Origin of the sequence: Rossellomorea vietnamensis (assembly GCF_008180615.1) — a bacterium.
Lineage (GTDB): Bacteria > Bacillota > Bacilli > Bacillales > Bacillaceae_B > Rossellomorea > Rossellomorea vietnamensis_D.
In genome coordinates this window covers 60,878-77,856 of the sequence record NZ_VTEH01000017.1, presented here as the reverse complement: position 1 = coordinate 77,856, position 16,979 = coordinate 60,878, and the positions used below count along the sequence as shown (strand labels likewise).

Annotated in this window: 16 protein-coding genes; 3 read left to right on the top strand and 13 right to left on the bottom strand. The window is 40.6% G+C overall.

Features of this window, described 5'->3' with window-relative positions:
• Window positions 1-149 precede the first annotated feature (149 nt).
• The 5 genes from FZC79_RS18375 to FZC79_RS18360 form a co-directional block, all read right to left on the bottom strand.
• A complete protein-coding gene (locus FZC79_RS18375) occupies window positions 150-2,324 on the bottom strand; it encodes a malate synthase G (protein WP_148948205.1) in 2,175 nt (724 codons plus the stop codon).
• A 317-nt stretch (window positions 2,325-2,641) separates the two neighbouring features.
• On the bottom strand, window positions 2,642-2,791 hold the full coding sequence (locus FZC79_RS23340) for a hypothetical protein (protein WP_187442873.1): 150 nt from the start codon (window positions 2,789-2,791) through the stop codon (window positions 2,642-2,644).
• A 157-nt stretch (window positions 2,792-2,948) separates the two neighbouring features.
• Complete coding sequence (locus FZC79_RS18370) at window positions 2,949-3,470, bottom strand: DUF421 domain-containing protein (protein ID WP_187442872.1); 522 nt, start codon at window positions 3,468-3,470, stop codon at window positions 2,949-2,951.
• Window positions 3,471-3,771: 301 nt separating this feature from the next.
• Window positions 3,772-5,250: a methyl-accepting chemotaxis protein gene (locus tag FZC79_RS18365; RefSeq protein ID WP_148948203.1), complete on the bottom strand. Its 1,479-nt coding sequence runs from the start codon at window positions 5,248-5,250 to the stop codon at window positions 3,772-3,774.
• A gap of 452 nt (window positions 5,251-5,702) precedes the next feature.
• On the bottom strand, window positions 5,703-6,656 hold the full coding sequence (locus tag FZC79_RS18360; protein WP_148948202.1) for an aminoglycoside phosphotransferase family protein: 954 nt from the start codon (window positions 6,654-6,656) through the stop codon (window positions 5,703-5,705).
• Window positions 6,657-6,887: 231 nt separating this feature from the next.
• Here FZC79_RS18360 and FZC79_RS18355 point away from each other — a divergent pair, with 231 nt between their 5' ends.
• Complete coding sequence (locus FZC79_RS18355) at window positions 6,888-7,523, top strand: pentapeptide repeat-containing protein (RefSeq protein ID WP_148948201.1); 636 nt, start codon at window positions 6,888-6,890, stop codon at window positions 7,521-7,523.
• Between the two features lie 108 nt (window positions 7,524-7,631).
• Window positions 7,632-8,540 carry a superoxide dismutase gene (locus tag FZC79_RS18350; RefSeq protein ID WP_435873955.1) on the top strand — a complete coding sequence of 303 codons (909 nt, stop codon included), beginning with the start codon at window positions 7,632-7,634 and terminating at the stop codon, window positions 8,538-8,540.
• 786 nt (window positions 8,541-9,326) lie between these two features.
• Here FZC79_RS18350 and FZC79_RS18345 read toward each other — a convergent pair.
• The 6 genes from FZC79_RS18345 to FZC79_RS18315 all read right to left on the bottom strand — a co-directional run bounded on the left by FZC79_RS18345 (window position 9,327) and on the right by FZC79_RS18315 (window position 14,194).
• Window positions 9,327-9,722 (bottom strand): VOC family protein, encoded by a 396-nt coding sequence (locus tag FZC79_RS18345; protein WP_148948200.1) that lies wholly within the window; start codon window positions 9,720-9,722, stop codon window positions 9,327-9,329.
• Between the two features lie 229 nt (window positions 9,723-9,951).
• Window positions 9,952-10,224, bottom strand: coding sequence for a DUF3986 family protein (locus FZC79_RS18340; protein WP_148948199.1), 273 nt, complete (start codon window positions 10,222-10,224; stop codon window positions 9,952-9,954).
• A 284-nt stretch (window positions 10,225-10,508) separates the two neighbouring features.
• Window positions 10,509-10,715, bottom strand: a complete 207-nt coding sequence (locus FZC79_RS18330) for a hypothetical protein (RefSeq protein WP_187442871.1) — start codon at window positions 10,713-10,715, stop codon at window positions 10,509-10,511.
• Between the two features lie 374 nt (window positions 10,716-11,089).
• Window positions 11,090-11,494 carry a hypothetical protein gene (locus FZC79_RS18325; RefSeq protein ID WP_148948196.1) on the bottom strand — a complete coding sequence of 135 codons (405 nt, stop codon included), beginning with the start codon at window positions 11,492-11,494 and terminating at the stop codon, window positions 11,090-11,092.
• Window positions 11,495-11,685: 191 nt separating this feature from the next.
• A complete protein-coding gene (locus FZC79_RS18320) occupies window positions 11,686-12,579 on the bottom strand; it encodes a hypothetical protein (protein WP_148948195.1) in 894 nt (297 codons plus the stop codon).
• Window positions 12,580-12,622: 43 nt separating this feature from the next.
• A complete protein-coding gene (locus FZC79_RS18315) occupies window positions 12,623-14,194 on the bottom strand; it encodes a histidine kinase N-terminal 7TM domain-containing diguanylate cyclase (RefSeq protein WP_148948194.1) in 1,572 nt (523 codons plus the stop codon).
• A 344-nt stretch (window positions 14,195-14,538) separates the two neighbouring features.
• Here FZC79_RS18315 and FZC79_RS18310 point away from each other — a divergent pair, with 344 nt between their 5' ends.
• Window positions 14,539-15,180, top strand: coding sequence for a lysozyme inhibitor LprI family protein (locus FZC79_RS18310; protein WP_148948193.1), 642 nt, complete (start codon window positions 14,539-14,541; stop codon window positions 15,178-15,180).
• A gap of 101 nt (window positions 15,181-15,281) precedes the next feature.
• On the opposite strand, the gene FZC79_RS18305 is transcribed toward FZC79_RS18310, so the two are convergent.
• Together FZC79_RS18305 and FZC79_RS18295 are read right to left on the bottom strand one after the other, a co-directional pair.
• Entirely contained in the window at window positions 15,282-15,809 is a 528-nt protein-coding gene (locus FZC79_RS18305) for an NUDIX domain-containing protein (protein ID WP_148948192.1), read from the bottom strand.
• 548 nt (window positions 15,810-16,357) lie between these two features.
• On the bottom strand, window positions 16,358-16,936 hold the full coding sequence (locus tag FZC79_RS18295; RefSeq protein WP_148948190.1) for a DUF7010 family protein: 579 nt from the start codon (window positions 16,934-16,936) through the stop codon (window positions 16,358-16,360).
• Window positions 16,937-16,979 lie beyond the last annotated feature (43 nt).

Below are 16,979 nucleotides of genomic sequence, written 5' to 3'. Positions count from 1 at the left end.
TTAAATCAACCGTTAAAGTCTGTTTAATCAAGAGTTTCGAAGGTTTCGCTTTTGTTATATAACAGAGATCCCTTTTTTTGCAGTTTACACAAACAGAACCGCACCTTCCAATTGTTGAATGTGCGGTTCTGTTTAATGAGTTAAATTGTTTAATTCACCAAATTCTTAGCAAGGGCTTTAGCTTCAAGCCTTCTTCTGTGCAGGATCGGTTCGGTGTAACCATTCGGCTGCTGTGATCCTTCGAAAATCAATTCTGCTGCTGCCTGAAATGCTATCGAGCGATGAAATTGAGGAGACATAGGTTGGTACTGAGAATCTTCTGCATTTTGCTCATCGACGACTTTAGCCATTCTCTCCAAGGTTTCTGTAACTTGGTTTTTTGTGCAGACTCCATGGTGCAGCCAGTTGGCAACATGCTGACTTGATATACGAAGGGTTGCACGATCTTCCATAAGTCCTATATTATTTATGTCGGGTACTTTCGAACAGCCGATACCTTGATTCACCCAGCGCACCACATATCCCAGAATGCCTTGAATATTATTATCGAGTTCTTGTTGGATTTCTTCTTCACTCCAGGAGAAAGTCTCCACGAAAGGAATATCCAGCATGTTATTTCGGCCACTGAAGGTTTCTTCCCTTAATTCATTTTGAATCTTCCTGACATCCGCCTGATGATAATGAAGGGCATGCAGTGTTGCCGCTGTCGGCGATGGAACCCAGGCTGTATTGGCTCCAGCTTGAAGATGAGCGATCTTTTGACTTAGCATGTCTGCCATCATGTCCGGCATTGCCCACATTCCTTTTCCAATCTGAGCTTTCCCTTGGAATCCCGCTTCCAGCCCTCGACTGACATTGGCCCGTTCATAAGCATTCAGCCAATTCGTTGATTTCATGTCATTTTTTCTGCACATAACCCCTGCTTCCATAGAGGTGTGAATCTCATCCCCTGTACGGTCCAGGAACCCAGTATTAACGAAGGCAATCCGGTCTTTTACTTGATAAATACAATTTTTTAAATTGAGGGAAGTCCGCCTTTCTTCATCCATGACACCAATTTTTATAGTATGACGTTCCAGCCCTAACAAGTCTTCTATCCGATCAAACAGCTTATTGGCAAAGGCCGCTTCTTGCGATCCATGCATTTTGGGTTTAACAATATATATTGACCCTCTAGTTGAATTAGTAAAATCTCTACCGGCTTCCAGATCACGCTTGGCTATTAAACTGGTAACCACTCCATCTAATATCCCCTCGAAAATTTCTTCCCCATTGTGATCCAAAACCGCGTTGGTTGTCATTAAATGCCCCACATTTCTTATAAAAAGCAGAGAGCGTCCTCGCAGTGAAAAGGAACTTCCTGTTAATGATGTGTACATGCGGTCTTTATGAAGAGAACGCACTACCGTTGTCTCTCCCTTTGAAAAAGTGGTCTCTACATCTCCCGTCATTAATCCAAGCCAATTGCGGTAGACCCCGACCTTATCCTCTGCGTCAACTGCAGCGACAGAATCTTCACAGTCCATTATCGTTGTTACTGCAGATTCCATCACTAAATCTTTCACACCCGCTTTATCGTTTTTCCCAATAGGATGTTGGCGGTCCACCACAATTTCAAAATGAAGGTTATTGTTTTTCATCAGCAAAACACTTGGATCTTCCGGCGTTCCGTTGTATCCTGCCAATTTTAACGGATCCAATAATTGGGCTGTATCTCCATCCGCCAGCTGAGCCTGAAGCTTATTCCCCACTATGTGATAGTGAGTCACTTCTTTATGTGACCCTTTTGTAAGAGGAATGGTGTCATCGAGGAATTGTTTGGAGTATGCAATGACTTTTTCTCCTCGTTTCGGGTTGTAGGACTGACCTTTTTCACAATCATCTTCTTCAGAAATGGCGTCTGTACCATAGAGCGCATCATACAGGCTTCCCCACCTGGCATTAGCCGCATTAATGGCATAGCGGGCATTATTCACCGGTACCACAAGTTGTGGTCCTGCCTGAACAGCGATTTCATCATCCACATTTTCCGTCGAAATGACAAAATCCTCTACTTCGTCTTCTAAATAATTGATTTCTTTTAAAAAAGCTTGATACTTCTGTGCATGAAAATGGGTATTTTCTCGATGCCATTTATTTAATGAGCTTTGCAATTGTGTTCTCTTGTTCAATAATGCTTTATTATCAGGCGTAAATTCCTTTATTAGTCCTGCAAATTTGTCCCAAAAATTATAGACTCCTGATTGGGGCAGCACCTCTGAATTCATAAAATCATAAAATACTCTCGCAACTTTTAACTCACCGCACGTTACATAGTCTTCCAACTGATTTCCTCCTTTAGTTCGTGAATTTACTGTACTATTACAGATTTCACTTTAATATTTATTATTATATAACAGAAGGAATATTCAGACAATACTTAATTTGCGGGTTGGGTATGGACAGGTTCCTCAAGACGGAGGGACAGGTTCCTTGTCCCGTTTGATATAAGAACCGACAGGGTTTTAAGTATGAGGGTCGATGTATGTTAATGTTTGCGGGCTGGGCTGCAAGCTCTTTCTGACTACATCAATTTCTCTTAAACGGATTTTGATACTGGCAGCGGACTCTTCTGACTGAGTATATTTTTATTTTCAGAGATTCAATGCCAGATGGGGCTTCTTCTGAGTGCGTCGATTTCTTTTTCAGGAAAGTCGATGCTGCCTGCCGACCCTTCTGACTGCACCGATTTCTCTTTTTTACGATTCGGTGCCGGCTGACTCTCTGATTTATCATTTGTTGCGTAAGGCACTCGTATAGTCTACAGTGAGGGTTTTTATCGATGATTTGAACTAAAAGAAGCACAATCCCTAAAAGGAATTGCGCCTTAAAAACCTTTCTTCATTTAGTGTTTTATATTATTACTCTTTGCATGCCACACCGTTTTTTAGTGGGGTTTTTATGAAGATCTATTTACCCTTCACTCCGATCAACGCCGCTTTCGATGCCCCCTCTTCTTTTTTTATGATAGATAGCGAGCCATCTCCTTCAAGCACAATGGCCTCGAGGTTTTCAAATGACCCCATCCCCTCTTTCCGGACTTTTGATCGCAAATCATCCAGACAGATCCTCTGCTTCTGCATTTCATTTTCATTAAATTCTCCCTCATTATAGAGAAATGACGGAGAGGCTTTAATTAAGTCAGAAAATCTTTTTGAATTTCTGGTCAGTTTGGCAATAATCATCTGCAGCAGAGTGAGCATTAATAAAATGATGGCTCCTTCTGCAAATGAGACTTTATCATTTGTTAAAATGCTGGATAAGGTGGCACCATAGGTTACTGTTATAATAAAATCAAACATATTTACATTGGTAAGAGTGCGTTTACCGAAGAGCCTCAGGACAAAGATAAGAAACGGATAAGCCAATAGGCACATCACCGCTGCCCTGAGAAGGCTTTTCCAATTGTCGAATAACAAAGTTTCAAGCATTTTCACACTTCCTCTCAATTCATTCCTGGTCACTGATATCATAGAGCGAATACCCTTAAGAGAACAGGTTTAAACGGAAAAGGAAGACTGCAGGTACCCATAAAAGAACGGTAAAAAGCTTTCAAACATAAGGTGAATTCGGATATTTCATCTTGTTGTTTTAGTACTTTAAAACATTAAAACCATCCCTTCATATTGAGGGGATGGTTTCTATATCTAGGCTTGATATTCCTGTTATTAAGTCAGGTGCTGTACAGATAAAATTAACTCGGCCTGCCCTGTCTAAACATTATTCCTCTTACTATGTACGCTTAACTACGTTATATAACGTTTGGATGGAATCTTCGAGTGAAGTATAATTGTTGACGATTTCATTCACTTTGCCGTTTTGCTCTTCGACACTTGCCAGTACCTCTTCTACTCCGGCAGCGGTTTGTTCTGTTACAGAAGAAACAGCGTTAACCTCTTCGGAAGTTTTCATGGAAGACTCAATCAGGGTTTTGATAAGGCCATCGATGATTTCAGCCTGTTCCATGACACTTTTTCCGTTTGAGCTGACTTGCTCCAAAACGCTCTTGATTTCTTTGGTGTTATCCTGACTGGTTTGTACTGCATTCGTTCCTTTTTCAACTTGATTAGCTGCGTTTTCTGTATTGATTTGGATCTTATTCAAGATATTCGTGATCTTTTGCGTTGATCCCTGTGAGTCTTCGGCGAGCTTTCGAACCTCATCGGCCACAACCGCAAACCCTTTACCATGCTCTCCAGCGCGTGCAGCTTCGATTGCCGCGTTTAAAGCCAGGAGGTTGGTTTGTTCTGAGATGGAATTTATGACGCTTAGAATCTCACTGATTTGGGCGGCGTCCTGTTCCAGCTGACTCATTGTATCCTTTGTCCCATTCATAATTTTGCTCAAGCCTTCCATTTCAGAATCCAGGCTTTCGATTTTTTCATTAGCATTCTTGGTCACTTCCACAGATGATTCTGTCAATGCCTTCATCTTATTGGAAGCATTCGATACGTCACCAGTGCTGTTGGTGCTGTCCATTATAAGGCGGTTTATGTCTGAAACGCTTAGAGCTTGATGTTCAATCGACGCGGCCATTTCATTGAACGTTACTGCTACATCGGACGATATGCTGCCGGTGACCGTGATGTTTTCCTTCAAGCCGCTGCTGAAAGAACGCAAAGAATCGACTGAATTGCGGACTGTAAGGATGATCTCTTCAGCCTGTTCTTTTGCAGCCAGGGCTTCCTCTTCATTCTTCCAAGAGTTACGCTGAATATTTGTGTTAAGTTTGGCTTGAAACAGCAGAAAAGATGTGACGAGTATAAGATACATAATCAATGTCATAAGACCAGCAAGGCCATATTCTGAAAACATAGGTTCGTTGAATTTTATGTAAAAAAGGACTGTCAGCCCAATTTGAGTCAGTCCAGTGACGATGATTGGCTTCATCTGCTGATACATGGCTATGACGGCTAAATTATAATAAACCATCAAATAGGATAGAAAGCCGGGATTCGATGACATCATGGAATAGGTAATGATGGTCAATCCAAGCATCAGTATGTACATGACATATTTAACGCCGACTTCTTTCCATGCCATAAATGTGCTGATTCCAGTGGAAATCCCGCCCATCACGGCAATGATCGCAAGTATCTCCCACCCTGATCCTCTCGTTAAATTAATGACAATGCTGAGTGCAATAGAAAACCACGTCAACTTGACTAGCAGTTTGTTTCTTTGATTAAGTAATTCATGTTTTTTATTCAAAGCTTGTCCTCCATAGTTTTATAGTTAAAAGGTTTTTTCGCAAAGATTGAGGCTAGGGAAAAGTAATGAATTTCCACTCCAGCCGCACGACTCCGCGGGGCGGGCGGTGAGCCTCCACGGCTTTGTCTGTTTAAAAAGTGGAAGCGCCTTGGTCAGCCCCGACAGGCAAATGTTCTCAAGAGAAAAAAAGGCGCTCTTTCCTTTTATTCTCTTAAGGTTATTTGACCCCAAGGGGCTAGGCGCTGGAACTAGACGACCGCTAATCCCGCAAGAGGTCGCACGCCTTCCGTTCCAATCCCTCTACATAAAGAGGAAGGAAGAAAAAATAGCAAACTAATGCAACAATCTTTTTGAAATAACTAGCATAAAAGACACATTAACCCTGCTTCCTCCAATGGGTAATTAGAACTAATACTTATCTATAATAAATGATGTTGAAGGACTTTTCCACTTTAACTTACTGGATTGATGAACTGATTAATAGTCAAAAAAAGTACGGTGCCTTCTATAATCTCTTTTAAATCTTTGTACTTATTCGGCCGGCTTCCTTTTGCTCCAAGCATCTGCAGCGGATTCACCAAATCGCGAAGCTTGCTCAATTCAAACCAGTCTGCCGGTAAGTTTCTCTTTGAATAGTGGTTATAAGTTTTTCCGAACTGCAAAACTTGTTCTCTTTTAAAAGAATGAGAGTATCGAAAGAACTGCCCTATATCCGCAAGGCTGTGACCTCCTCCTGAAAACTCCCAGTCTACTATCCACACCTCCCCAGCTTGGTCAATCATCATATTTACCGGCCTAAAATCTGAGTGGATAAAACTCTTAAACTTTTCAATAACTTTTAGATCTCCTTCCTTATTATCAACCAGCCTCTCTACTCTTTTTTTAAGATCAATCCCCAGCCGTCCTGTTACATTTTCTTGATTGAGGAATAAATTAAACCAAGTATGAAAAGGAGGGTATATTTCACCTTCATCGTCTTCTTTAAAAGGGGTATTGTGAATAAGTGCAGCACTTTCAGCTACCTTCTTGATAATCATGTCATCCAGCTTTCCATTTTTCTTTATCTTATCCTGCATGGACGTTCCCTCTATGTATCTATAAATCAAGCATGTCCTCTTTGTACTATTGTCAGTTGAAACGTATAGCAACTCAGGTATGGTAATGTATCCATAGAAGATACTGTGGGCTTTTTTCTCTGCAATATAGCCTGTTTCATTCAGGGGTAAAATTCTTAACAAAAACGGGCCTTTATTGGTTGCCACTCGATAATTACTATTTCTGCACCCTATATTAATAGGAGTGTAATCTACTATTTCAATTCTCTTATCGAACTTAGAGAATATCTCTTCGGCGTCTGCCCTTTCTATATGGTAAAAAGGGAATGAGCGCTCCCATACATCATCCATAAATATACTCCCTTCTAAAACTCTTCATTCAAACTGCTTAGCTCGACTGGCCATTAATTGAGTGTATCACAGATAAAACGCAGTAATTGGTTTGTATAATGAAGGCTGCAGTGTACATAAACTTTCAAAAAATGAAAGACTATTAATTAACTCGTTTTATTCTTATAGTTAACAAGAACTGCTTTAAAGCACCAAATTTCTACTATTAAAAATAGCAGGAGGGGCCATTTGATGAAGATTGAAACGCCTAATATACCTAATGATTTACCTTTGAAAAATTTTAACGATATATTTTATGAAGAAGATCCTGAATTGGAATTATGCGAAATCCAGGATTCTGTTTTTGAGGATGAAGCCCTGCCGAAAGCGCGTTTGTACCGCATGACCTTAAAGAATTGCAGGTTTACCAATACTGATTTTTCCGCTATTGACCTCACTGATGTACGCTTTGAGAATTGCGATTTTTCTAACGCCAGAATGAGCGGTGCATCCATACACAGGACCGTCTTCAAAAATTGCAAATTGCTCGGAGTTGATTTTACAGAGGCCCGCTTTGGAAATGTTGCATTTCAAGATTCCTTACTAAACTTAGCTTCTTTTGGAAATTCCAAGCTTGAAAAAGTCAACATGAGAGACAGCACATTGGAGCGTGCAGATTTTTATGACTGCACATTTAAAAAAGTAGAGTTTCACTACTGCGGCCTCAACCATGCAAGCTTTGAAAGTACCTCTCTAAAAGGTGTCGATATCAGCACTTCCGCTTTTGAAACAATTTCTGTATCTATACCTGATTTGAAGGGATGCAAGGTGTCCACAAACCAAGCTATCCAATTCGCAGCATTATTGGGAATTGTTATAGTTGATTAATGCACCAAAAAGCCGCAATATAATCGTTGCGGCTTTTTCGCGAAAAATTTTTACCATCTTTTAGCGCTTGCATCATATAGTGTAACGATGAAGAAAGGTGGGTTCTAATTGAGCGAAAATGTGATGAATGAACTGAATCGATTCGCGGCTGAGATGATAAAAGAATGGAATAATGCGTGCAACCTTGACCAACTTCCTTTAAGTGATGAAACCTCGGAATTCAGTGAACAATTAGATGAGTTCATCAAACAACTGGAGCTGCATAGAAATAACAGCACTTTGCCGGATCAACAGACTGCCAATCAACTACAGCAGCACTCTGTCCTATTATCACAACAATGGGAGTCTATTCTATCTCTGACGGAAACAGACGAACAAAGAAATACCTCCGCCGTGCCAATTGGCGGCCATAAACTTCCCCCTCTTCCCTATCCATATAAAGCTCTAGAACCTTATATAGCTAAGAGAATCATGGAACTTCACCATGACAAGCACCATCAAAGTTATGTCGACGGCCTCAATAAAGCTGAAAAAGAAATGGAAAAAGCAAGAAGAACGAACGATTTTGCCTTGATCAAACATTGGGAACGGGAAGCAGCCTTCAATGGAGCAGGCCACTATCTGCATACTATCTTCTGGAACATCATGAGCCCTCAAGGCGGCGGTAAGCCGAAAGGAGCTTTACTTGCCGAAATCAATTCTTCGTTTGGAAGCTTCGATCAGTTTAAACGCCATTTTTCAGAAGCGGCAAAAAATGTAGAAGCTTCAGGTTGGGCGATTCTTGTCTGGTCTCCGCGTTCTCACCGGCTGGAAATCCTGCAAGCAGAGAAGCACCAGAATTTGAGCCAGTGGGATGTCATTCCCCTTCTGGTATTGGATGTCTGGGAGCACGCCTACTACTTGCAGTATGAAAACAACCGGGGTAAATACGTGGATAATTGGTGGAATGTCGTTAATTGGAATGAGGTTGAGAAGCGGTATAACGAAGCCAAAAAGGTTAAATGGAAACCCTTTTAAAATGAGACTGGGTAAAATGTTTTGTTAGTAGTTAGTAGCTGCTTGGTGCAGTTTTTTTGGTAGATGTTGAACCGCAATATCAGCGGAGATGATTCTGGGCCGTAATATTGCCTTAATTCGCGAGAAAATGGGCCGCATTTATGTTATACGGCCCTTTTAGTTTGTTTTTTTAGCCGAAGATTGCCCGTAAGTAACGGTTACGGGCCGTTGAGACTGCCTCTTCCTCTAGATATTGGACCGCAAGTGACGTTTACGGCTCATTGAGAATGCCTTTTCCTCTAGATATTGGATTGCCAGTGACGGTTACGGACCGTTGAGATTACTTCTTCCATTAGATATTGGACCGCAAGTGACGTTTACGGCCCATTGAGAATGCCTTTTCCTCTAGATATTGGACCGCAAGTAACGTTTACGGGCCGTTGAGAATGCCTTTTCCTCTAGATATTGGACCGCAAGTGATGTTTACGGGCCGTTGAGATTGCCTTTTCCTCTAGATATTGGACCGCAAGTAATGTTTACGGGCCGTTGAGAATGCCTTTTCCTCTAGATATTGGACCGCAAGTGATGTTTACGGGCCGTTGAGATTAATCTCGTCCTTAGATACTGGCCCGCAAGTAATCTTCAAAGGCATTGTGATTCACTTTTACACTAGATTTTGGGCTGAAAATGATTATAGGGACAGATTTTAAATATTTCTACGGATAGATAGAATTACCTCACAGCAAAAAAGACCCTCGCCCCCACAAGTATAATGCAAGGAAAAGGATCCTTATTTATCTATGAGTTCTATTTCGCATTCTCGTCCGGTTGATGGATTCCGAAAATATTACCTTCTGTATCCTTGTAGTATCCTTGCCAAGCCATTCCAGGCAGAGCATATTTAGGCATGGCCACCTGTCCCCCATTTTCAAGAATCTTGGCTTCTGTTGCATCGTAATCCGCTACACCCATTGTACATGCATAACCATTCATAGGCTGGTTGATTTCTGGAGGAGGACCTTGGCGCTGCATTAATGCCCCATTGATGCCCGGTTGATCTTCTCCGCCCGTTACGGCTCCCATGTAAGGCATTCCAGCAAAATCGGTCCAATCTTCAAATGTCCAGCCAAATACCCCGCCATAAAATTTAGTTGCGCGCTCCATCTCATCTACATGAATTTCAAAATGCACTAATCTTCCCATAATACCCTCCTGATACCATCAATTTTAAACTCTACTTAGTAGTTATTCTGCAATGAGTCGGATACTCCTCCCGCTCTGTGAGAAGAAGTTATTCTGGGACTAGAATTGAACGATTATGAGGGATAATTTGAATCAAAAGAAAAATGAGGGCTGCTTACCATTAAGGTTGAAATTATATCCATACACTCTTAAAAAACTAGTACTGCCTTATAAACGTGCTTATTTCCCGTTAAATGATATTTAACTGCCTCAACCAGTCTATGAATCGCACCTGTCCTGATTCGTACGACAAATCATCCATCTTAACTGTGAAAATTTTATATCCAAAAGAAACATTTTTATTGTACTGTTCTAAGACACCCTTAAATATTGAAAGGTCTTGCTCAGCATCCAGGAAGACAACCCACTTATCCTCTCCTTGCATTTTGTAAGCAACAGCTTCTAAATCAAATCCATTCTCATAATAGCCGATATGTAAGTGCTGGTGTTCTTCGAAATTCATTCTTATTTCTCCCTTTTACCTTGATGAGACAGAACAGCAGCCTTTAAGAGCTTTGCTTCCTCGAGCGCTTAATATCATGGAATCCAATTGACCCGCAAACTAAAACCCCTGTCACCAATACACCAGTTAACACCCAATTTCCACCCCAGCTTACATAGGCGCTGCACAAGCAAACCAATGCTATGACAAAGCTCGAATACTTTTCTCTCCAGCTATTAAGCCTCGAATGAAATTTTTCCCTCATGTTCATTCACCAGCTTTCCAAAATAATCAAAGAATCATTCTCAATTACTATCATTTTTCATTTGCTGATTTTCTTTTTTCCAATCATAAGGAACATCTGCCCACTGAAAAAACAAAGAAACCCAAAACACCATGAAGCTGATTCCTAAATTCTCAGCCCATCTTATTTCATTATGGATGAATAATTGATAAATAATCTGTGTTGTTAAATAGACCGCCGAATAACCGATGCTCTTCTTAACCATCATGTGACTTCCTATCGCTGCAGGAGCACTTATTGATTTCTTTTATACTTTTTGTACCTGCGTTCCGATAAGCTCCAATTGAAGAATCCGAATAATACACCAAATGTAACAGCTCCTGTCAAATAATTACCTGTTTCTAATTCATTGCCTAAGATGAAATTAATCAGGACTTGAATAAGAAAAAATACCGAACCTCCACAGAGCAATCCAAAGAAAATGATATATTTCCATTTGCCCATTGGGCGGAACCTTTCCCAATCTTTAACGATCCTTTCCTTTTTATAAATACCAACACCCCCTAAAACTAAGAAACTTAAACTCTCACACCAAAAGATTCACCTTACAAAGGAAGGTTATTTTATAACTGCTCAGATGGACTACCTAAAAAAATATAACGTATACGAAAGAATCATAATGACGCCAACTGATACAAACAGCACAAAGCCAACAAACCCAATGATACCGCCCCATCCAGTTAGATAAGCCATGGTAAACAATGCATAAAAGAATCCACTGAGGATCATGGCGAGAGGTACATTAAATGGAAAGACCCTTTTCCAGACGATAGCCAGTATGACAGAAAAGAAAAGCAGAACAGCCGCTAATGCTGTTTGAGAAGAATCCCAGCGAAACTCTAGACGAGATTGCCCGGCATCAAAAGACTGTGAATCAACCAGTTTTCGAGTTCCATCGAATCCTTCTGATAGTAAAAGAAGGCCAACAAAAAGCAGAGCTCCAAATACAATCCAGTTGATCTTTTGAAACCTTTCCTTATTTCTCATGTAGCTGCCCCCTTTATTAGTTGACGAGAGCCAGGGTATTAAGGTTTCGATTTTTATAAATAAAACCTCTTAATTAATATTCAAAAAAAATCCTGGACCACTTTATGTAGGGAGGTCCAGGCGAATCATAACCAATTAGAATGGGCTTATCAAATCTTAGTAAAATTACTTATAGTCAATAATGAAATCACTTAGTTTGACGTAGGCAAATAATCCAGCAAGAAAAACTCATTCTGATCACACTTAAATGGATAATGAGTTTCAGTCAACTCTTTGCTTCCGCAGACTTCCGCTACAATTGTTTGCGCCGGAAGCTGGTTATCCTCGACTTTATGCTTCCCTGCTGTGTCAATTTTGTAATTACTGTCCGATTTCGCATCATAGCTTTCACGTATACCATCAGTTTTAAGATGGTAGTATTCCTTGCCTTCCATTTCGAACATTGATGGTGTTATGATATCGATGTTCGCCAGCACCAGCTCTGCGTCCGTAAATTGCAGATTACTGAGGTAATCATCATCTTCTTTCACCTTATAACGTGATACCTCAAAACTTTCCCTGTCGTCTGAAAGATCGATGCTATAGTTAACCGTCCCTTTGTGGGTATCCTCTGCCAGCCCAAAGCTAAGATACTTATAGGTGCCATCCTCCTGAATGACCATATCAAGACCCCTTAATTCAGTACTGTTTCGATCCATTTGAAAATAGTCTTTCAGATGTTCTAATTCATCTGCCAGGCTTCCACTATAAAAATTGGTGTCTTGGATATCGACGTGATGAGTGCGCTGAAAGATCATCGTTTCAATATGAGGAATAAAAATTCCAAGCAATAAAATGTGCACGCCTGCGAACGCTGCAATCTGCTTTGTATCTGCATTGACTTTAGGTTTACGAAAGAACAGCAGAAACACCGCGAAACCCAACGGCAGCTTTACGCCGTCTAAATCCAGCACGAATGCACCGATGTATGTATATCCAGCTAATTTTAAGAGTAAAAATGATTCGGCATCCTTCGATTTAGTGTAGAGTACCAATACAACGATAATGCTGAGAACCAAAATAATTACTTGCGCCGTATCGCTCATTAGTGCCTCCTATTCTTATAATTATTATATTTCATTCGTTTTCTTAGAAGCTGTCATTTAATACAATGTCCTCTTCTTCTAAAAACACCTGAATATTATTCCGCCCATTCCTTTTAGCAGCATAAAGGGCCTGGTCTGCCTTTCCAATAGTTAATTTCAAGTGGTCCAGGGAGAAGGCCTCCGATGCGCCAATGTAGGAAATCCCAAAACTGGATGTGACCTGTACCGGACTGCGATCTACTTTGACCAGACAGGCTGCAATGCTGATTCTTAATCTATTTGCTATAAGAAATGCATCTTCTGGAGTTGTTTCCGGTAAGAGAATGATGAACTCTTCCCCGCCATATCTGCCCAAAAGGTCATCCGCCCTCAGGTGTGACTTTGCTTCCCGGGCAACTTGGGAAAGCACGAGGTCTCCCGCTTCATGACCGTAGGTATCGTTAACCTGCTTAAAATGGTCGATATCAAATAAAATCAGCGAGGCACCGCTCACGGATGAATTCAGCAGGGATTCAGCTTTGTCCAGAAAGTATGTACGGTTATATACCTTGGTAAGTCCGTCAAAGCTGGCAAGTTTCTTTAACTTATCCTGCAGAATCACTCTCTCGGAGATGTTCATAAAGGTAATGATGCTTCCGATCACTTCCTTATTTTTGTGAAATACAGGAGAGAAACGGACCTGATAATGCTCCACAGACCCTTCTATGGAACATTCATAGTCACACTCCTTCCCTGTGCAGATCAAAGCAGCCAGTCTTGGATCCTTAAGCACTTTATGAATGGATTTACCGACAGCCAGTGGATTGAACTCAGGAACAACTTTCAGCATGGCTTGATTGTAATCCAGGACTGCTCCCCTTTGATCGAGGACCACCACCCCTTCCCTCATGCTGTCAAATATTTTTTCCCTTGCAATGGGAAGGACATTGAACATTTGGTAGGATAACAATGCTATTCCGTGAAGAATGAATGAAAGGCTCATCGACACAGGTCCCAGATCAATTCCCGTATGGCTGTATTTATTCACATAAAAATAATTGGCGGCAATGGGGACGAATAATCCCAAGACCATCAATACGATCTGCATCCTGAAACGGAACGGAGCTTTTTTTAACTGAAGCAGCAGCAGGACCATACTGGTGGCCAGACAAAGGAAAAGATACAAAGCATGAACGTAGAAAAGTGGCCCATATGTCAGTTCTACAGTGCTGAACGATGTGTCAGCCCTCAGTCGAACAGATGTGTAGTATAAATGATGAAGTTCATTCGTATGATGTGTGAACACTGTAATAATGGGAGGCAGAAACAGCAGATATAGATGGCGCTGCCTGAGTTCTATACCTGCATACCTTAAACACATCCATAAAAGGAAACCGGGAATAAACGGCATAACCAGATATTCTGCACCCAGCCAGAACTTCACTTCCTCCAAGGTACTGCTTGTCAGTTCAAATATATAGGCGAATGAGAAAACCGCCGATAAAAAAGCAGCAATCATATACTGCCGGCCGCCTGGAGCATCTTGAAGTTTATAATAAGAAAACAAACTTAAACCCAAACTTAAAAAACCTGCCAAGCCGATCAGCAGGATATACAACCACAATTCTTCTGCCATTTATTTTCTCCTATACTAGTAAAAGGGATTATTCTTCAATTATATAATGAGAGGAAGGGAATAACTACCTCAATTTTTTCCGGCCCCGCCATAACAAAAACTCCCCATCACTTTGCCGCCAGTAGTGGGACGATTCAGTTTTAAAAAAAGTTGCAATTTTTTATAAAGTTCTCTTTTATTAATAAAGTTCAGTTGGTACAAGATTTCATGATTGGATCCCGGTTATGCTGCAAACTATCGGAAATCGCTCCGTTTCAGAGCCTTTTTATGTTAGGATAACAATTGTTGGGAAAGTTTACTTGCAGTCCTTTTAGTTTTTTCAGAGACACATAGAGGGGGATTTTATGAAAAACCAAAAGATTATAATTGTATTCCTGGGAGTGATATTTGTACTTATAACTGCCTGCGGAAACTCGTCAGAAGAGTCAAATACAGCACAGGATAATGGGGATTCAAATAGCAGTTCAGCTCAAAATGAGACGCAGAATTCTTCGGATACAAGTACGGATAAAGATACAGCACAAGATATTGCATCCAATGACGGCTCCACTGAAGAAAATAAGAAGCAGAATGGAATTGATGAATCCAAAAATGAAGAAAGCACCAAGAGCACTGAAGAAAATCAAGCTTCTGAAAAAACAAAAAAGGAATATCTGGATATGCTGAATGCGATGGAAGAAGAAGATAGACATGCAGACGCTAAAGATACAATGGTTGAAATGGAAGAACAAGAGCAGGAAAGATTTGAGAAGTGGGATGATATGTTAAATGAAATTTACGGAGTTCTTCAAGAGCAGCTGGGCAAAGAAGAGATGGAAAAGCTAAGAGAAGAACAGCGGGAATGGGTTCAACAGAGAGATGAAGAAGCCAAAAACGCATCACTGAAATATGAAGGCGGAAGCACAGAATCACTGGAATACATAGCAGCCCGGGCGACACTGACCAGAGAAAGAGCCTATTTCCTGGTTGCGCATTATATGAAGTAGGTTTTTTCAGCACAAACTATATTTTAGCGCTTTAAAGCACGAAGAGGGACTGTCCCTTTTCGTGCTTTAAAGCGTTGAAGGTCCATCCCTTTTGACACTTACTATCCTAAGACTTCTGCTTTCAGTCTTTTCAACACAAAGGTTTCCCGTTTCAGCCAGGAGTTGTTATTTATATTTTGTATGAGCATTTCATTTTGTCTAATTGCTGCGTCCAATGTTACCCAAACTGGTGAAAAGTCCAGTACTGCCTCGTATTCATCCAACCTTCTCGACGTCTTGTCTTCATTTGTTAACTTACAAAGATAATAAGTCGAGTTCATGCTGAACAAACAATCGCTTTCAAATTCGTCTGTTTTTCTCTCAAGGATTCTTCCAATGGTTTTAATCACCTCAAGATTGATATATCCGGTTTCTTCCTCTACCTCTCGTTTCAATGCTTGCTGGTGATTCTCTTCCCCTTCAATCCCGCCGCCAGGAAATTTGAAATCTCCTTTATTAGATTGCACTAAGAGGATTTTGTTGTTCTGTAAGATTACTGCCCTTACTGCCTCCCTGTTATTAACTTTCGTATGGTCATGTTTTAAAAGCGGTTCTTCGAGTTTTATAGTGAAAGGTACTGTTTCATTCATGCCCTTTGTCTCCTTATACATTTATCGTTGAACTAAAGAATATGTAATGTTCTACTTCAGGGAGAGCTTTGCTGATTTTACTTGGAACAATTTGTAATAAAAGGCACCTTACTTTATCATGGATGGTAGGTTGAAGTTTTTACATACTTATAATACTCCGTCAGGGTACTGACTTATTAACTGGTAATATACTAAATTGAAATTAACAGGGAGAGGAGCCCTTCTAATGCTTGCCTTATTAAGCAATCTATTTGAATTATCTGGAGCCGTCCTTCTTTTTTGTTCACTTTACTTCTATAGAAAATTTAAAAAAATGAAGAGAAAAGGAGAGCTTTCCGCTTTCGAGGTTACAGTCTTATACATTACCAGAGCAGCGATTTTTCTTTGTGCAGGAAGTTATCTTCTTCTGTTTTTAGACCGGACTTACTGATAATTTAAAGTTCTAAGAATCAGGGGTTAAGATCATTCTAGATTTTAACCCCATACTTTAATACGATTTCTAACATAAAAAAGTAATAAAAAGCTTTGCTTAATTAACGGAAGAACCTTTAGGCGCCTGCTTGTTCTACAGGAGGAGTGAAGTCCACCTTCTCCTCTTTCAATTCTTTAAGTATGAGGAAAACTCCAAGCAGATAAGTAAGAGAAATGGCAATCGGTACGATGGTGAAAGCCTGCTCTACGAACAATCCTCCTAAAGTCAAGGACAGGAGGCAGACTCCCAATGTAACCACTAAATAAGCTTTGCTTTTGTAAATCCACATGTACGGCAGGAAATGCGAGCCCGCCAATACCCCTATGGTAAAAGGAAGATATTGCGGGATATGTGAATGAACAAGGATAAAGACCGGGATGAAGAAAGCTTGCGGAAAAGCGACGATTCCCCCCAGTGTGGCCAGATCATTTTTTGAAGCAAAAAAGTTGGCTCCCACTAACTTGGAAAGTAATAATCCCAAGGGAAAGATTGCACCCAATCCGAAGATCCATATCAATTGGACTGCTTCCATAGGAAGAAAAAAAGAAAGCAGCATGAACACAAAAAACACAATCGCTCCTGCCAGCAGGATCGGGTAGCCTTTCTTGGATTCTTTAATCACTTCAGACTGTAACTCTTCAAGCGTCTTATTCATCGTGCACCTCTCAATATAAATTTCCAACATATTCCTACTATAC

Coding starts and splice junctions, on each gene's coding strand:
- FZC79_RS18315 (WP_148948194.1), bottom strand. CDS start 14,194: ATGGCAGAAGAATTGTGGTTGTATATCCTGCTGATCGGCTTGGCAGGT.
- FZC79_RS18295 (WP_148948190.1), bottom strand. CDS start 16,936: ATGAATAAGACGCTTGAAGAGTTACAGTCTGAAGTGATTAAAGAATCC.
- FZC79_RS18360 (WP_148948202.1), bottom strand. CDS start 6,656: ATGGATGATGTATGGGAGCGCTCATTCCCTTTTTACCATATAGAAAGG.
- FZC79_RS18310 (WP_148948193.1), top strand. CDS start 14,539: ATGAAAAACCAAAAGATTATAATTGTATTCCTGGGAGTGATATTTGTA.
- FZC79_RS18325 (WP_148948196.1), bottom strand. CDS start 11,494: ATGAGAAATAAGGAAAGGTTTCAAAAGATCAACTGGATTGTATTTGGA.
- FZC79_RS18355 (WP_148948201.1), top strand. CDS start 6,888: ATGAAGATTGAAACGCCTAATATACCTAATGATTTACCTTTGAAAAAT.
- FZC79_RS18345 (WP_148948200.1), bottom strand. CDS start 9,722: ATGGGAAGATTAGTGCATTTTGAAATTCATGTAGATGAGATGGAGCGC.
- FZC79_RS18330 (WP_187442871.1), bottom strand. CDS start 10,715: ATGATGGTTAAGAAGAGCATCGGTTATTCGGCGGTCTATTTAACAACA.
- FZC79_RS18340 (WP_148948199.1), bottom strand. CDS start 10,224: ATGAATTTCGAAGAACACCAGCACTTACATATCGGCTATTATGAGAAT.
- FZC79_RS18370 (WP_187442872.1), bottom strand. CDS start 3,470: ATGCTTGAAACTTTGTTATTCGACAATTGGAAAAGCCTTCTCAGGGCA.
- FZC79_RS18320 (WP_148948195.1), bottom strand. CDS start 12,579: ATGAGCGATACGGCGCAAGTAATTATTTTGGTTCTCAGCATTATCGTT.
- FZC79_RS18305 (WP_148948192.1), bottom strand. CDS start 15,809: ATGAATGAAACAGTACCTTTCACTATAAAACTCGAAGAACCGCTTTTA.